The following is a 16233-nucleotide window of genomic DNA, read 5'->3' on the forward strand; positions in this document are numbered from 1 at the left end:
ATTTTGTTTGAAACTTAAGTAAGTGTTCGAGCGAACACTAATCATTGTGTTTTGTTTATTTATCCGATTGGAAGTATTCGATTGCATATTGTGCATACAGGGCTGCGCCTCTGAAAAGGACAGCTTCATCAATGTTGAATTTCGGATGGTGGTGGGGGTAGGCGGCGCCTATCGCTTCGTTCCGCACGCCAATGAAAGCAAAGACGCCAGGATATAGTTTCAGGAAATCGGCGAAGTTTTCCGAAGCCATTACGGTATTGAAACTGGTGCAGTCGTTTTCCAGGCCGAGAGACTGAATGGCGCGACGAGCAATATTGCTGCATGCGGGGTCATTGGTGACTGCTGAAACACCGCCGCTGAACCTGATTTCTGCTCGGGTGCGATAGGCATCGGCGGTGCTTGTTATCGTCCGCTTCAGCGCCTCTTCAAGATAGCTCATTGTCTCGGAACGCGTTGCACGCATCGTGCCTGAGACGCTGACCCTATCCGGAATGACGTTATCTGCATTGCCACCACAGATACTTCCAAAAGTCAGCGCGACTGGTTCCGTAGGATCAAATTCACGACTGACGAGTGCAGCGCAATTCATGATGATCGCCGCAGTCGCGATGATAGGATCGATGCCTCTGTTAGGGTAGGCGCCGTGCGTACCCACGCCATGGATCGTCAGATCGATGGACTGCCCGGCAGCCATTCGGGGGCCTGATTCAATGGAGATCTTGCCGGTCTCCAACTCCGACCAGAGATGAATGCCCAATATGCTTTCAACGGGGTGCCTTGCGAGTTCTTTCAGAATGTCTTCTGTTCCTTCGCCAACCTCTTCGGCTTGTTGAAAGCATAGCTTGACCGTCCCGTGGAGCTGGTCGCGAGCTTTCATGAGAACGCGCGCCGCTCCCAGCAGCATGGCGACATGCCCGTCGTGGCCGCAGGCATGCATAACGTGAGCTGTGCCAGACCTGTATTCCAGGTGCGGGTTGTTTTCCTCTATCGGCAGAGCATCCATATCAGCGCGCAAGGCGATAACCCGCTCGCTTTGCGATCCGGTTATGGTTGCAATAATTCCAAATTCGCCGACTAAGACATACGGAACGCCGATTGCATCAAGTTCTTCCCTGATACGTGCAGAAGTACGTCGTTCGTTCAGGGAAAGCTCAGGGTGTTTATGAAATTCCCTGCGCAATTCGCGCATATAGTTTTGCTCATTCTGAGCCAATTCCAACGTTTTCAGTTCCGCCCCCACATTGTTTGTCGTCTCCATCACCTTTCGATGATCCGGCCGCTTTTTTCCGCTCTGCTCACGACTGACCGTCGAAGCTGTCATATCTCCCGCCGCACTTCATCCGGTAAAATGCCGACTTGGCAGGCACCCTGCCGAAATCAGCCGTCATATTGTCGGCTATGGTTCGCCTGGCGATTTTTGAGGGCGCAAACACTCAGGCGCGAAGCTGTGGGGGTATCGGCATCGGGCTTGGCTCTTCCGCACAGGGGCTGGAATTGCTCTGGAGATGACGAGACCGGAGCTCGCAAAAGGTGAATTATTATCGGGTACTTGTGCTTTCGAAATTCTGTGGGGAATATGTCTTGTGTCTTCTCGCGATAAAGTTAATCTTCATCAGAAGTCGACTAGTGGATTGAATTTGACGTTTGAATCCCGACTGAATGAGATGCTGTTTCAAACGTCAAATTTGAAAAATCCAATAGATACCGAAGAAGAAATTCGATCATTGCTATGAGGGTTAAAATCTATGGCCTCGGTAAAGCAGCATATGATTCAATTTGCATTGATACTGGGCCTTTTCTCTCTGGGTTTCGTTGATGTTTCCCATGCCCAGTTTCTGGATTCATTCAAAGCCCGCAACACCATAACGGCAGATGCAATAACCCGAACGCCAGTCGGAACCCGTGTGGTGCTGACCGGTACGATCAAAAGCAATGTCAGAAGAGCCCAGTATGTCTTTCAGGATCATACCGGCAGAACAAGAGTTCGGATCGAAAGAGAAGTCTGGCGCGGCAGAGAAATAAATACAAAGAACAAGATTGAAATCCGGGGGCGCGTCGAGAACGACGTTCGCGGAAGATTTATCGACGTAAACTACTTCAAGATAGTCAACTAGTGGCCTGATTCCGACATTTGTATCCCCCGGATATGAGCACTGAGCAAATGCCGGAATCAAAAAGACCACTAGTAACTTTATGAAACCAGTGGATTTTTCGAATTTGACGTTTGAAGCCGGATTGATGTCGGGCGGGTATCAAACGTCAAATTCAATCCGCTAGCTGTCTTTAGCAATCGCGCTAGTTGGGAGTTGCCATGTTTAGACTGGGTGGAAAATATCAGCATTTCATTCATGGCGACGGCTGCGGCTGCTCCAACCCGATATTGCAACAGGTCTCCCGCCGTCTGGATCGTCTGTCGCGACGACACTTCCTCGCAGGTGCCGCAGCGACGGCTGCTGCGACGATGATTGCGGATCGCTCTTTCGCGCAGTCTGCCAAAATTCTTCTGACACGGGCGCGGCTTTTCGATGGCAAGGCTGACGCGCTGAAATCCGGTGTTCAGGTTCTCATCGAAGGCAATCGCATCACCGCCGTCGACACGACAAACAGTGCGCCGCCTGAAGGCGCGACGGTCATCGACTGTGGCGACCGCGTATTGATGCCGGGACTGATCGATGCTCACTGGCATGCGGTCTATGCGGCTGTGCCGCTGCCGGTCCTTCTGGAAGGGGATCTGGGTATAATATTTGCGGCGTCCACGGCAGAGGCAGAACGCACGCTTTTGCGCGGTTTTACGACGGTTCGCGATCTGGGTGGGCCGACGTTCTCATTCAAGCGCGCCATCGATACGGGCATCATAAGCGGCCCACGCATCTTTCCTGCAGGCGCGATGATAACAACAACCGGCGGTCATGGCGATCTCAGGCTACCGACCGAAATACCGCGCGACGGGGGAAAGCTCAGCACCGGCGAATTGATGGGGGCTTCGGCCATCGTCGATGATGCAGGCAGTTTGAAGCTTCGCGTGCGCGAACAATTGTTGCAGGGCGCATCGCAGATCAAGATCGTCGCAGGCGGTGGTGTGTCCTCGCCGCGCAGTCCGCTGGATATGTCTACATTCAGCGAGGATGAAATCCGCGCGGCGGTCGATGTGGCAAAGGACTGGAACACCTATGTCACAGTTCATGCCTATGCCTCGAATACAGTCCAGCGATCCATCAGGGCTGGTGTTGCATGTGTCGAACATGCGCATCTGATGGATGAGGAAACCGCGCGCATGCTCGCGGAAAAGGAGGTCTGGTTGAGCACCCAGCCTTTCCTCACGATGGAGGATGCGGCATCGCAGACAGGCCCCGGTGCCGAGCGTATTCAGCAACTTTTTGCCGGTACGCCAAGGATTTACGAGTTCGCCCGCAAATATGGGATCAAGACCGCCTGGGGTTCTGATGTTCTGTTTTCACCGGCATTGACCCCGCGCCAGAACTTCATGCTGACACATTTGAGCCAGTGGTATTCGAATGCGGAAGTGCTTCGCGCCGCCACATCAGTCAACGCCGAATTGCTTGCACTTTCCAATCTGCGCAATCCCTATCCCGGCAAGCTCGGTCTCATAGAGCCGGGTGCCTTTGCCGATCTTCTCGTTCTGAATGAAAATCCGCTCGACGATATTCACGTGCTTGAAAAGCCGGAACAAACGCTGGCGGTCGTCATGAAAGACGGTCAAATTCACAAGAATACCCTGAAAACATGAGTTGATTTCATGCCAGGGGACGGGGATTTTCATGCTGAAGGCTGGTAATGCAACACTGATCTTGATCGCGGGATGCGTCCTGATTGCATTGCTCCATTACGGTGGCGCGGTATTTGCACCAGTCGTTTTTGCATTGTTTATCATTATGCTCGTCTGGCCGGTTCAGCGCGGGCTTTCGTCATTCATGTCGCGCTACCTGGCATTGGTGGTCACTTTTCTTCTCGTGGTTTTCCTTCTGCTCGGTTTTGGATGGCTGATCGCATGGACAGTCGGACAGGTTGGCCGCCGCATATTGATCGATGCAGTTCGGTATCAACTCCTCTATGAGCAGCTTACAACGTGGCTTGATGGGCATGGCATCGCGGCATCAGTTCTGTGGTCGGAAAATTTCAGCGTAAGCTGGACTTTGCGGACGCTCCAATCGATAGGAAGCCGCCTCAACAATACATTCAGTTTCTGGCTCGTGGCGCTGGTCTATGTTCTGTTGGGGCTTGCCGAAACGGACGAGTTTCGCGCGCGGATCAAGCAGTTGAAAAATCAGGAGGCTGCGAATTCATTCCTGCGCGCAAGCCAGTCAGCCGCTGCAAAAATCCGGTTTTACATGCTGCTCAGGGCCCTGATGAGCCTTGCGACCGGCTCACTTGTCTGGCTTCTGACCCGTTTGATCGGCTTGCCATTTGCCGAAACCTGGGGATTTGTCGCGTTCATCCTGAACTTCATTCCTTTCCTCGGGCCGCTGATCGCTACGCTTTTCATTACCGCGTTCGCCTTCACGCACTTTGCCAACTGGCAATGGGTGCTCGCAGTCTTTGTCGGTCTGAACATCATACAGTCCGTCATCGGAAGCGTGATAGAGCCTCGATTGACAGGAAAGACAATTTCCCTGTCGCCGTTTGCGACGCTCTTTTCCGTGTTCGCCTGGGGCTCGCTCTGGGGTGTCTTCGGAGCCTTTATCGGCGTTCCGATTACGATCGTTGCCCTGACTTTCTGCGCGCAATATTCCGCAACAAGCTGGTTCGCTGAGATATTCGGCTTTTCCCGCGAACAGTAGGGCTGTTCCAGCGACTGCGCTTTAACTGGAGCAGCTCTAGAGCATGTCTCCCGAAAGTGGGAACCGGTTTCGGGAGACATGCGTAAAAACAAACAGATAGAGCATTTGCAATGGTTCAATCAAAACAGGAAATGCTCTAGTTGAATTGCGTGGGTAAAAGAGCCGGATAGAGCAGCTCTGCCTGCTTCTATGGCTCCGGGATTTCACCGGGCCGATAATTTGGCAATCGGCTGGCCGGAAGGATCGATACGAGGGCGAGACCCGCCATGATGAGAAAGCCGATTTTAAGGGCGAGCAGGCGAGACTCCGTATTGATCCGCAATGCTTCGGCTTTTTGCTCCGGCGTTGCAGACGTGGCGTTAATGACGCTTTCCAATTGATCGTTGCTGACAAACGTAATGCTGTCGAGATTGACTTCCGATTGTATCTCTATCGGCAAGGTTGGGTTCTGAGCCAGTTGTCGCATAACGGCGCTGCTGAGCAGGCCGACGAGCAGGGCTCCAGCAACGGCAGTACCTACAGCGGCTGCAAGATTGTTGGTGGTTCCGCGCAAGGAGCCGACGTCTCCGGCAAGTTCCTTCGGCGATGCCGTAACCAGCACGTTGAACAAAAGCGTAACCAGTGAACCTTGTCCGATACCGAACAGGATCAGGCCGAAAAGAACCGGAACTGAACTCCAGTCATTGCGGACGACGAAGGCCAGCCAGATAAGAGCCGCAGCGCATAGCCCGAACCCGAAACGGCCGATCTGCCGTGGTGTGAGTTTTCCATAAGTCCGTACGATCAGCATGGCGGCGAAAAAGACCGTCAGGTTGAATGGAAGCATGGCGATCGCAGTTGCGAGCGGCGAGCGTCCCTGGACGATCTGGATATAAAGCGGAACCGAGAAATTCAATGCAGCTTCCAGCGCCACGACCGCAAACATGGCAAACACCGCAGCGCGTTCCTGCGGTGAATCCAGAACCTGCAGCGGTAGCAAAGGAGTCTTGTTGTTGGCTTCGCGGCGGCGCGTCCAAAGAAAAAAAGCCTGTCCCAATACAATGCCGAGGACGATGAGGATCGGTGCGGGGGAGAGGCCCAGAACATTGAAGGGAGCTGTCGAGCGCGCAAGCATGAGCCCCCAGCCGTTCAGATTGTTGAACCCGAAGCTGATGAAGATGATGGCTGCCGCAGCAAGCGCAACTCCGACCATATCGATCTTTACGTCCGGTCGTCCCCGATCCGGCTTCAGCCGAAAGCTGAGAACGAGGACCAGCGCGGATACCGCAATGAGGATACCGAAAACGGGCCGCCAGCCAATATAGGTTCCAAGCACGCCACCGATAAGGAACGCCAAAACACCGGCACCAGCCCGCGCGGAGCCCAATGCGCCGAGCGCAGTTGCCTGTTGATTGCCATGGTAATTTTCCGCAATCAGGGCGACGAGTGCAGGAACGATGACGGCACCTGCGGCACCGCACAGGGCTTGCGCTGTAATCATGGCGGTTGCGTTGGGGCTGAATGTCATCAAGATCTGTGCAAGGCCGAACACGATGACGGCCAGTCGGAAGACTTGCAAGGCACCGAAACGTTGCACAAGTTTGGCACCAAGCATCACGAAGCCTGCGACGATCATCGAATAGGCTACGATGCCCGTAGCCACGACCGTTGGCGCAACGCCGAAACTCTCGACCATGCCGCCCATTGCGACCGGCAGTGAGGCGACATTGAAAGACATGATGGCCTGACCGAAAGCGATGGCCACCATCGGAATCCACGAACTGCGTTCTTCGGAATGTGAAGCGGGAGTAGAAACTGCCATTGCCGATATCCCTTCTCGCAATGAGTCAGATCAATGTGTTCAGTCCGGTTCTAGTTTGCAGGTGACGACATGAGCAGATCGAGCCCAAGCCGTTGTGACAGAAATTGCGCGGTCAGTTGTCCCCTGACGCTGTTTCCGGCTTCATCGAGCGGCGGGGCGAATGTACCAAGACCACCTTTGCCGGGCGACACAGTGACAATGCCGCCGCCGATGCCGCTTTTACCGGGCAGCCCGATCTCGTAGAGCCAGTCTCCGGACGTTTCATAAAGTCCGGCGGTGAGCATCACTGCGAGGGCGTAGTGACAGACATCAGGCTTGACGACCTGTTCCTTTGTCAGCGGATTGACACCGCCATGCGCCAATGTCGCGCCCATAATTGCGAGGTCTCTGGCGCTCACGTTCAGCGAACATTGCCGCGTGTAGAGCTCTACGGCCTCGACGGGATCGCTGTAGATGCGTCCCGTGCTCTCCAGCATCCATGCAATGCTGCGGTTGCGGAAATTCGTTTCCGAAGCTGAAACATAGACCTCTTCATTGACGGAAAGATCGCGCCCGGCAAAACGAGACAAGCCTTCCTGAATGAACCGCCATTTCTCGTCTTCGGTCTTGCCCGGTACCAGGCTTGTGGTTGCAATGGCCCCGGCATTGACCATTGGATTGGTGCGCCCATCCTTGTCGCGTTCGATGCCCGCAAGCGAATTGAAGGTATAGCCCGTCGCATTCACGCCCAACCGCTCACGGGCACCCGTTGCACCGATAAGATCGCAGATGAGCGCAAAAATAAATGGCTTGGAAACGCTCATAATGGTGAATTCATGATCGGCATCGCCCACGGCGAATACATGACCGTCTACGCTGACGACACATATGCCGAACAGGTTTTCAGACACGTTTGCCAGAGCCGGGTATACTTGTGAATTTTTGCCAACCGTAACGCTGCCGAACCGCTCGTGCGCTTCAGTTACGAGTTTTATGACGCGATCAGCGGGCGGCAATCGGCCGGTCGAGATGAATGTTGTATCAGGGTTGACAAGGGGATTAAGCAATTCCATGCAGTTCCCTTTCCAGAATTCTGGAAGCATACGTTTGAAAAAACAATGCCGTTATCTTTCAATCTGATCATAGCTGCCGTTGGCTTACAATAAAATTTATTTCCATCGACTGTTAATGATGACGAAGTTAACATAGATCAAGTACAGAAAATTCTATTTGTAATTGTAATTCCGGGTGTTCGGCGAGAAGCAAAATACCTGTTTCTTGACATCTGAGAGCTTGGAAGAAAACGGTTCTAAAAAGATTCTGCTGCACGCGGGAGTATCTTGACCTTTCAATATGCAGCCTATGTAATGTCGGACAAAGGGCATAAACAAAATGGGAAGGATATTTCTATGAGAATGATCCTGTACAGTGTCTTGACGATGGCTGTGGTCGGCGCCGCCGCCAGCGGGTGCACGACGGATGAGCGAAGAACAGCCGGTTATGGTGTGGGCGGTGCTGCGATTGGCGGGCTTGCCGGGGCTGCCATTGGTGGCGATACGCGAGGCGCACTCACCGGTGCAGCCATCGGTGCAGCCGCAGGCACGCTCGTTGGCGTTGCCCAGACCCGCAATGGCGTTCAGTATTGCCGCTATCGCGATCAGCATGGCCGCGTTTTTGAAGCGCGTTGCCGCTAGTGGTCTGATTCCGACATTTGCATCCCCTGATATGAGCACTAAGCAAATGGCGGAAACAAAAAGACCACTGGAACGCATTGTGAGAGGCTAAGACACTTGCGAAGCCAAGTTGGCCAGCAGGCCGATTTCCTGCTTCGTAATGATGAGATAGCGATGCTGCGCCAGTTTTGGGTGCGGCATCGATACATTGGTTATCTGGAGCGCCTTTTGACCTGGTTGTGTCGAGCGAGGCGCTCTGAAAACGCTTTTTAATGGCATTTCCCGAACCGTTTCGCTTTTGCGCCGTGGTGTCTGCCTGTGTCGCCGCTCGAGCGATTGGTGAACCGGTTCGGCTTGTGGTTCTTTGTGACTTGGAGGGGAACATGAAACTGCATTCGGTCGCCGCTATTCTTGCATTTACTGCCATCTTTACGATTGGAACCGTTGCGGAAACGGTCCCCGCTTTCAGCCAAAGTCATTCGGTTACCGTCGGTGTGCGTATCAACAACGGCCACAGGATACGCTGTTCCGATGGCACCAGGCTGCTGAGATCGCGCGGCTTTCGCAATGTTCGTGCCCTGGATTGCCGCGGCAGTCATTTTCTTTACCGGGGGGATCGGTCTCGCAGAACCTACGATATTACCGTTCGGGCCCGAGACGGCAGAATTACCAACGTTCGCACGGTGAGATGGCGGCGCTGATCCAGAAGCCGTCTTCATTTCGGATTTTTCGAGGAAAGGAGCACCGCTGTGTCGGAGCTGGTTGTTATTGGATTTGATACGGTGGGAGAGGCGGATGCTGTTCTTCTGAAGCTCAACCAGCTTCAGAAGGAATATCTCGTCGATCTGGAGGATGCGGTGATTGTGGTTCGGGATGAACAGGGCAAGGTTCATCTCAAGCAGAAGTACAATCTGCCCGCCATGGGCGCCGGATCGGGGCTGCTTTCCGGTGCGATCTGGGGCGGATTGGTAGGGCTTATTTTCCTCAATCCGCTCGCCGGTATGGCGCTTGGCGGCGCGGTCGGGGCAGGCGCCGGGGCGCTGTCAGGTTCGCTCGCCGATTATGGGATTGATGACAAATTCATCGTGTCGCTTGGCGAAACGATTCCTGAAAATTCGTCGGCCTTGTTCGTCCTCCTGCGCAAGATCCAATGGGATAGGGTTATGGCCGATTTCCCTGACCTGCGGGGACGGGTCTTGAAGACATCCTTGTCTCTCGAACAGGAACAGCGTCTCAAGGAGGCGCTCGAAGGAACATTGCCAAAAACCTCATAGTATGGCGTTGCCTGAGGAGCGACAATGCGAGACCATCGCCACAACGTGGCCGCTATGCCTCGATTCTCGAACGAGGGCATGATTTGAAGCAGATTTTCACCATCGCATTTGTGTTGCTTGTTGTAACAGGATGCGCCGGCAACAGGGCTGTCACCGGCCTGGGAATGGACGTGGCTGATCGCGCCCATTCCGGTGCGGTGGTTCCGTTTACGGTTGCGACAGTGCGGGAGAGAGTGGACGATCCAAGTATCGCCTATTCGCGCGACAGGTCTCAAGTGCTGAATTTCTCGACAATTGACGTGCATATTCCCGAAATGCACCGTCCCGGAAATGTCGAGACTGCATCGGTGAAACCTGACCCTCGAAGGAATTTCATAGCCTCAAACTATGCCCCGCTACGGGACCGGCAGGCAATGATCGCAGAACTGAACCGACGTTTGGCGAGCCGCCCGGCAGCGAAGCGCGAAATATTCATTTTCGTCCACGGCTATAACAATAATTTTGCCGAAGGACTTTTCCGTAATGCGCAGATCGTCCACGATTATGACGTCTCTTCGGTGCCGGTTCATTTTTCCTGGGCGTCTGCCGCTGCATTTACACGATATCTCTACGACCGTGACAGCGCGATCATCGCACGCAGGGGACTGGCGGAAATACTTGAAATGGCAGCACAGACGAATGCCAACGGCATCGTTATTGTCGGCCATTCAATGGGCGCAGTCGTCGTCATGGAAGCCTTGCGAACGCTTTCGGGCGATAAACGCAACGACGTTTTGAAACGTATCAAGGGGGTATTGCTCGCGGCGCCTGATCTCGATCCCGATCTTTTCCGCGGGCAGGTCGATGATATCGACTACCTGCCGCAGCCATTCACGATTGTTGTATCCCGGCGCGATCGGGCTCTGGATATTTCGCGCAGGCTGGCCGGAGGAGCGCCGCGGGTCGGCAGCGGATTTGATATCGCCTTCCTGCAGAACAAGAATATTCAGGTTCTTGATATTTCTCAGGTCGACAGCGGCGGTCACAGTCTGTTTGCGAGCTCAAATACGTTGATCAAGTTTCTGGGCTCAGGCCATTTGCTTCGTAGGCTTATTACAGACGAATATGCCGGCATGGACGATACTTTCCTGGCTGCTGGACAGGGTACGTTCGAGCAGGCGTCACTGGCTCTTCATCTTCCAGCCCGTGTTATCGACCGGTTGAGTTCGCGCTAACTGGTGGTCTGATTCCGACATTTGTATCCCCCGGATATGAGCGCCGAGCAAATGTCGGAAGCAAAAAACCACTGGCAACTTTATGAATTTAGCGGATTGAATTTGACGTTTGAAACGGGATTGATATCGGGCGGGTATCAAACGTCAAATTCAATCCGCTAGTCTTTCGTAATGAACCGTCGGGGATAACCGGCATAAGCTTCTTTCCCGGCTTGGCATCGAAACAAGGTGAAGGGAACATTAGCCAAGTCTCTATTTGAACTTGTCTATGTTGATTTGCCGAGTTACTCTGTCTGAATATTTCATCCTGCCTTGGTTTTATTGTTCGTTATCGATAACGCATCGTAGTTCTCAGAGAACGCAAAGGTGGCAATCGCTAATGAGTGCGGGTTGGCATGCCGAGCTTGAACTGCAGTTCGAGCATAATCGTGAAGTGACGCGGCTCATGCGGCGACGCCACGTAGGGCCGCTTGCAGTGCAACAACCCTTTTATCCTGAAAAAGACGGCAGCGCGCATGTCTATCTTCTTCATCCGCCGGGCGGTGTTGCTGGTGAAGATGTTCTTGATATTTCTTGCTTTTTGGGGCGTAGCGCCAGGGCAGTCCTGACGACGCCGGGTGCCACCAAATTCTATCGCAGCGAGCGGGGCCGTAGCAGCCAAACGACCAGGATCGAGGTGGGCGAGGGCGGCATATGCGAATATCTCCCGCAGGAAACAATCGTTTTTGACGGCGCAAAGGCCTCCATAAGCACGCAAGTCTCGCTGAGCGGAGATGCGATCTATCTGGGCTGGGACATTATCAGCCTCGGGCGGCCTGCCTGTCAGGAAAGTTTCGACAAGGGAGAAGTTCGTCAAAGGGTCGAAATACTCAGGGACGGAAAGCCGATCTGGTTCGAGCAGTTCCGCCTTCATGGCGCCGATCCGGCGATGAGTGCAGCTTTCGCTTTTTGCGCCAGGCCGATTGTCGCCACGATGGTTTACGCCGGTCCGGCAGATGAAAGCGCGCTTTGCGCTATTCGTGAAGCGGTCGGCAGTGCAGCCAAAAACCTGTTTTCGGTATCGCGGCTCGAGCGGGTAATCGTCTGTCGCTATCTCGGCGGACGCATGTCGGAAGCCAAGACATTGTTTCGAAAAGCCTGGGAAGTTCTGCGCGAAACCGGACTGGGGAAACCGGCGGCTGCGCCACGCATCTGGGCAACATAACTCACTTTGGAGAGGGCCTAAAAATGGAACTATTGCCACGTGAAAAGGACAAACTTCTGATTTTCACCGCAGCACTGGTTGCGGAGCGACGCAAGGCCCGAGGGCTGAAACTGAACTACCCGGAAGTCGTGGCTTATATCTCCGCTGAAATTCTGGAGGGAGCACGCGACGGCAAGACGGTTGCAGAACTCATGTCTTATGGAGCCACGCTTCTCACCCGTGACGAGGTGATGGAGGGCGTGCCTGAAATGATCCACGACATTCAGGTGGAAGCCACCTTTCCGGACGGCACCAAGCTTGTGACCGTTCACAACCCCATTCCGTAGGGCATTTCCCGAAACATTGGAAACGCTCTGGCTTTGGTTTTTACGCGCATCTTGTCCGAAAACCATTCTACAGTTTTCGGGATGTGCCTCAGGAGACGATCATGATACCGGGTGAATATTTCATCGAAGACGGGTCGATCGACCTCAATAACGGTCGCGAAACGCGCACCATCGCCGTGGAGAACACGGGCGACAGGCCGATACAGGTTGGATCGCATTATCATTTCTATGAAACGAACGAGGCGCTTGCCTTCGACCGGGAACGGACGAGAGGTTTCCGGCTCAATATTCCGGCCGGGACCGCGGTACGGTTCGAGCCGGGGCAGGACCGTGAAGTCGAACTGGTTGCACTGGATGGCGACCGGGAAGTCTACGGCTTCAACGCAAAAATCGACGGAAAACTCTAGGAGGGACAGATGGGAAGGATCTCAAGACAGGCCTATGCCGAACTGTATGGCCCGACAAAGGGTGACCGTCTGCGTCTGGCGGATACCGAGCTCATCATCGAGGTCGAGGAAGATCATTGTATCTACGGCGAAGAAGTAACATTCGGCGGCGGCAAGGTCATCCGTGACGGTATGGGGCAGGGGCAGAGGCCCTCGTCCGAAACTGTCGATCTGGTTATCACCAATGTCATCATTCTGGACTATTGGGGCATCATCAAAGCCGATGTCGGTATCAAGGATGGTCGTATTTCGGGGATCGGCAAGGCCGGTAATCCCGATATTCAGCCCGGCGTCAACATCGTCGTCGGGCCTGCTACCGACGTCATTGCGGGCGAAGGCAAGATTCTCACTGCTGGCGGTATCGACACACATATTCACTTCATCGCGCCGCAACAGGCCGAAGAAGCCTTGGCCAGCGGTACAACGACTTTGGTTGGCGGCGGAACGGGGCCGACGGTTGGCACGCTCGCAACCACGGTTACACCGGGGCCTTGGGCCATCCATCGTATGCTTGAGGCTGTCGAAGCACTTCCAATCAATGTGGGACTGCTCGGCAAGGGTAATGCAAGCAAGCCCGAACCGCTCCGTGAACAGATCAGGGCCGGTGCTGTCGGCCTGAAACTGCATGAAGACTGGGGAACCACACCCGCCGCCATCGATAATTGCCTGAACGTCGCCGATGAGGAAGACATTCAGGTGGCTATCCATACGGATACGCTGAACGAGAGTGGGTTCGTCAAGGACACCTTTGCTGCCATGAAGGGGCGGACCATCCACAGTTTCCACACGGAAGGCGCCGGTGGCGGGCATGCGCCGGATATCATTACGGCGGCGGGCGAAGAAAATATCCTGCCGTCCTCGACCAATCCGACCCGTCCCTACACCATCAACACAGTCGATGAACATCTCGATATGCTGATGGTCTGCCACCATCTCAGCCCGAAAATTCCCGAGGATGTGGCATTCGCGGAATCCCGCATCCGGCGTGAAACCATCGCCGCCGAAGATATTCTCCACGATCTCGGCGTGTTTTCGATGATGTCCTCGGATTCTCAGGCGATGGGCCGCATCGGTGAAACGACGCTGCGGTGCTGGCAAACCGCTCACAAGATGAAGGTGCAGCGCGGTCCGCTGAGTCAGGACAGCAGCCGGAATGACAATTTCCGCGCTAAACGTTATGTCGCCAAATATACGATCAATCCCGCAATTACGCATGGGTTTGCCCATGAAATCGGCTCAGTCGAAGTCGGAAAACGGGCCGATCTGGTGTTGTGGAAGCCGGAATTTTTCGGCGTGAAGCCAAGCCTCGTCATGATCGGCGGCATGATTGCGATTGCACCAATGGGCGATCCGAACGCATCGATCTCGACGCCCCAGCCGGTTCATTATCGGCCAATGTATGGCGTATTGGGGCGGGCGCTGGGTTCCACCGGCGTTACCTTCGTCTCGAAAGCGGCGCTGGATGACGGCATCGGCGAGAAGCTGAAACTCAGCAAGCAGTTGGTTGCCGTGAAGGGCATCCGGACGATCCGCAAGAAGGACATGATCCATAACGGTCTGACGCCCAAGCTGGAGGTCGATCCGCAGAGTTATCAGGTGCGGGTGGATGGCGAGCTGATCACGTGCGAACCGGCTGATGTCCTGCCGATGGCGCAGCGCTATTTTCTGTTTTAGAGCATGTCTCCCGAAAGTGAGAACCGCTTTAAACGGCGAAGAAGGGGTAACGTTCATGCAGCTCAATGCCTTGCAGGATCATCCTTCTCTGGGGTTTGTCGACTGGACGCTGCGCGGTATCGGGCAGGTGGTGTTCCAGAACAACCCTCTGTCGGGGCTGGTCATTTTGTTCGCCATTCTGGTCAATTCCTGGATTTATGCCATTATCTGCGTGCTTGGCGTTGTTGCCAGCACGCTGACGGCAATCATCCTCAAGGCTGACAAGGGGCTGATCCGGGATGGCCTGTTCGGGTTCAACGGCGCTCTGGTTGCCCTTGCGCTGATTGCCTTCACCAGTGCGGATTTCCGCAGCGGCGCCCTGCCGTCGCCTGCCATGACGATCTATCTCATCTGTGGCGCTGGTTTCTCCACCATGGCTTTCGCCAGCATCGCTACGTTGCTGGGGCCGCACAAGGTCGCGCCGCTGACAATGCCATTCGTTCTGGTCGGCTGGCTCTTTCTGTTCGCGATACTCAAATTCGACGCCATAGATGCCGGTCCGATGGCAAAGCCGGTTTCGCCGGAACAGTTTTCCTATGCTGTCCCTTATGTGCTTCCGACCTGGTATATGGGGATCGGTACTGCCATCGGGCAGATATTCTTTCAGGATAACTGGATCACCGGTTACATCATCCTTGCCGGTATCGCGATCCATTCGCGAATAAGCGCTCTTATGGGCCTTCTGGGAGCGGTAACCGGCGCAGTGGTTGCCGCCGCATTCGGTGGTCCGGAAGGCGCCATTCGCGATGGGCTTTTCGGCTATAACGCGGCCTTGACGGCGATTGCGCTTGGCGGCTTCTTCCTTGTTTTTAGCTGGAGCAGTTTTCTTTACGCTATCTTCGGCGCTATCGTGGCGACATGGTTGTGGGCTTCGGTCGCCATATTCCTGAAACCGATTGGAATGCCGGTGCTGACCTCGACATTCGTGCTCGTCACCTGGGTCATGCTGATCGGTCAGTATGCTTTCAAGGCGCTGGTGCCAGTCGCTCCGGCCGATGCGACTTCGGCGGAGGACAATCTCAAGCGATACCGTGAATCGCTTCGCTCACGACCGGAATAGGCGGCTATATTGTGTTTCGTGCCAGGCACTGGCCATGGCCAGTGCGGGAGCTGTGTTGCCGATTTCGTCGTCATCCAGCGTCCGGGCCTTTTCGGCGGCCCGCTCGATCTTCGCCGCTCCGGCGATAAGTATCCTCTGGCCTGCTGTGTGGCCGAGGGGGACGAGACGGATTGCAGCCATGATCTGGCTTTCAACCACACTCCACATGAGACCGCGCAGCGCATCGACAGGCTCGATATTCCAATGACATGCTGCAATGGCGAAGGCTGCAGGATAGGTGGCTCGCTGTTCCAACGCGAAGCTGCGTGCCTGCTCGACACCAAGTTCCGACAGTAACGTGAGCAAGGATTCACCCATGCGGCGATCTTCAAGCTCAAGCTCGCTGCTTTCACGACTTGCTCCAAGCCAGTCATTCAGGCGACCGAATTCGGTGTTATCGTTTCGCCTCAATGCCGCGATCATGCGCCAGAAAATCGCTCCATCTAGCGCAGCGTAGCTGTGTTCCAGAAGGCCGAACACCCATCCGGCACAGCTTTCCTCGTTCGTCACCGTTCCCGCATGGACTGCCCATTCAAGGCCGCGCGAATAGGAAAATGCGCCGACTGGCTGGCTGGGGCTGACAAGCCGCATGAGATGCAGCAGGGGAAGTGCCGGAGAATGCACAGGCATTTCCGGCCCCGACCCGTCATTTTCAATATCAGCTTCTGCGTGTCTCTTCGAATGATCCAGCAAGATGATGCTCAC

General features: G+C 54.7%; 15 protein-coding genes. 11 read left to right on the top strand and 4 right to left on the bottom strand.

Features of this window, described 5'->3' with window-relative positions; translation table 11 throughout:
* Positions 1-55: 55 nt before the first annotated feature.
* The gene (locus tag F9K94_RS01085) at positions 56-1321 is read right to left on the bottom strand and encodes a M20 metallopeptidase family protein (protein ID WP_235920555.1); all 1266 of its coding nucleotides are present in this window, start codon (positions 1319-1321) and stop codon (positions 56-58) included.
* A 424-nt stretch (positions 1322-1745) separates the two neighbouring features.
* On the opposite strand from F9K94_RS01085, the gene F9K94_RS01090 reads away from it, so the two are divergent.
* From F9K94_RS01090 to F9K94_RS01100, 3 genes are all read left to right on the top strand, one after another.
* Entirely contained in the window at positions 1746-2114 is a 369-nt protein-coding gene (locus tag F9K94_RS01090) for a YgiW/YdeI family stress tolerance OB fold protein (RefSeq protein WP_151643156.1), read from the top strand.
* A gap of 197 nt (positions 2115-2311) precedes the next feature.
* Positions 2312-3748 carry a metal-dependent hydrolase family protein gene (locus tag F9K94_RS01095; RefSeq protein ID WP_151643158.1) on the top strand — a complete coding sequence of 479 codons (1437 nt, stop codon included), beginning with the start codon at positions 2312-2314 and terminating at the stop codon, positions 3746-3748.
* Between the two features lie 31 nt (positions 3749-3779).
* Positions 3780-4799, top strand: coding sequence for an AI-2E family transporter (locus F9K94_RS01100; RefSeq protein WP_151643160.1), 1020 nt, complete (start codon positions 3780-3782; stop codon positions 4797-4799).
* Between the two features lie 187 nt (positions 4800-4986).
* On the opposite strand, the gene F9K94_RS01105 is transcribed toward F9K94_RS01100, so the two are convergent.
* Together F9K94_RS01105 and glsA are read right to left on the bottom strand one after the other, a co-directional pair.
* Positions 4987-6600: an MFS transporter gene (locus F9K94_RS01105; RefSeq protein ID WP_192799424.1), complete on the bottom strand. Its 1614-nt coding sequence runs from the start codon at positions 6598-6600 to the stop codon at positions 4987-4989.
* 50 nt (positions 6601-6650) lie between these two features.
* Entirely contained in the window at positions 6651-7652 is a 1002-nt protein-coding gene (glsA, locus tag F9K94_RS01110; RefSeq protein ID WP_151643162.1) for a glutaminase A, read from the bottom strand.
* Between the two features lie 336 nt (positions 7653-7988).
* Here glsA and F9K94_RS01115 point away from each other — a divergent pair, with 336 nt between their 5' ends.
* The 8 genes from F9K94_RS01115 (at position 7989) to F9K94_RS01155 (ending at position 15489) form a co-directional block, all read left to right on the top strand.
* Entirely contained in the window at positions 7989-8273 is a 285-nt protein-coding gene (locus tag F9K94_RS01115) for a glycine zipper 2TM domain-containing protein (protein WP_061345487.1), read from the top strand.
* 728 nt (positions 8274-9001) lie between these two features.
* The gene (locus tag F9K94_RS01125; protein WP_061345485.1) at positions 9002-9526 is read left to right on the top strand and encodes a DUF1269 domain-containing protein; all 525 of its coding nucleotides are present in this window, start codon (positions 9002-9004) and stop codon (positions 9524-9526) included.
* A gap of 92 nt (positions 9527-9618) precedes the next feature.
* Positions 9619-10740, top strand: coding sequence for an alpha/beta hydrolase (locus tag F9K94_RS01130; RefSeq protein ID WP_407922027.1), 1122 nt, complete (start codon positions 9619-9621; stop codon positions 10738-10740).
* A 379-nt stretch (positions 10741-11119) separates the two neighbouring features.
* Positions 11120-11944, top strand: coding sequence for an urease accessory protein UreD (locus F9K94_RS01135; RefSeq protein WP_061345483.1), 825 nt, complete (start codon positions 11120-11122; stop codon positions 11942-11944).
* A gap of 23 nt (positions 11945-11967) precedes the next feature.
* A complete protein-coding gene (ureA, locus tag F9K94_RS01140) occupies positions 11968-12270 on the top strand; it encodes an urease subunit gamma (RefSeq protein WP_021584970.1) in 303 nt (100 codons plus the stop codon).
* A 101-nt stretch (positions 12271-12371) separates the two neighbouring features.
* Entirely contained in the window at positions 12372-12677 is a 306-nt protein-coding gene (locus tag F9K94_RS01145; RefSeq protein WP_061345482.1) for an urease subunit beta, read from the top strand.
* A gap of 9 nt (positions 12678-12686) precedes the next feature.
* Positions 12687-14390 (top strand): urease subunit alpha, encoded by a 1704-nt coding sequence (gene ureC, locus F9K94_RS01150; protein WP_151643164.1) that lies wholly within the window; start codon positions 12687-12689, stop codon positions 14388-14390.
* 55 nt (positions 14391-14445) lie between these two features.
* Positions 14446-15489, top strand: a complete 1044-nt coding sequence (locus F9K94_RS01155; RefSeq protein WP_151643166.1) for an urea transporter — start codon at positions 14446-14448, stop codon at positions 15487-15489.
* Here the strand turns inward: F9K94_RS01155 and F9K94_RS01160 are convergent.
* Positions 15475-16233, bottom strand: coding sequence for an urease accessory protein UreF (locus F9K94_RS01160; RefSeq protein ID WP_151643167.1), 759 nt, complete (start codon positions 16231-16233; stop codon positions 15475-15477). The two genes, F9K94_RS01155 and F9K94_RS01160, sit on opposite strands and share 15 nt — an antisense overlap.

This window comes from Brucella tritici (assembly GCF_008932285.1).
Classification (GTDB): domain Bacteria; phylum Pseudomonadota; class Alphaproteobacteria; order Rhizobiales; family Rhizobiaceae; genus Brucella; species Brucella tritici.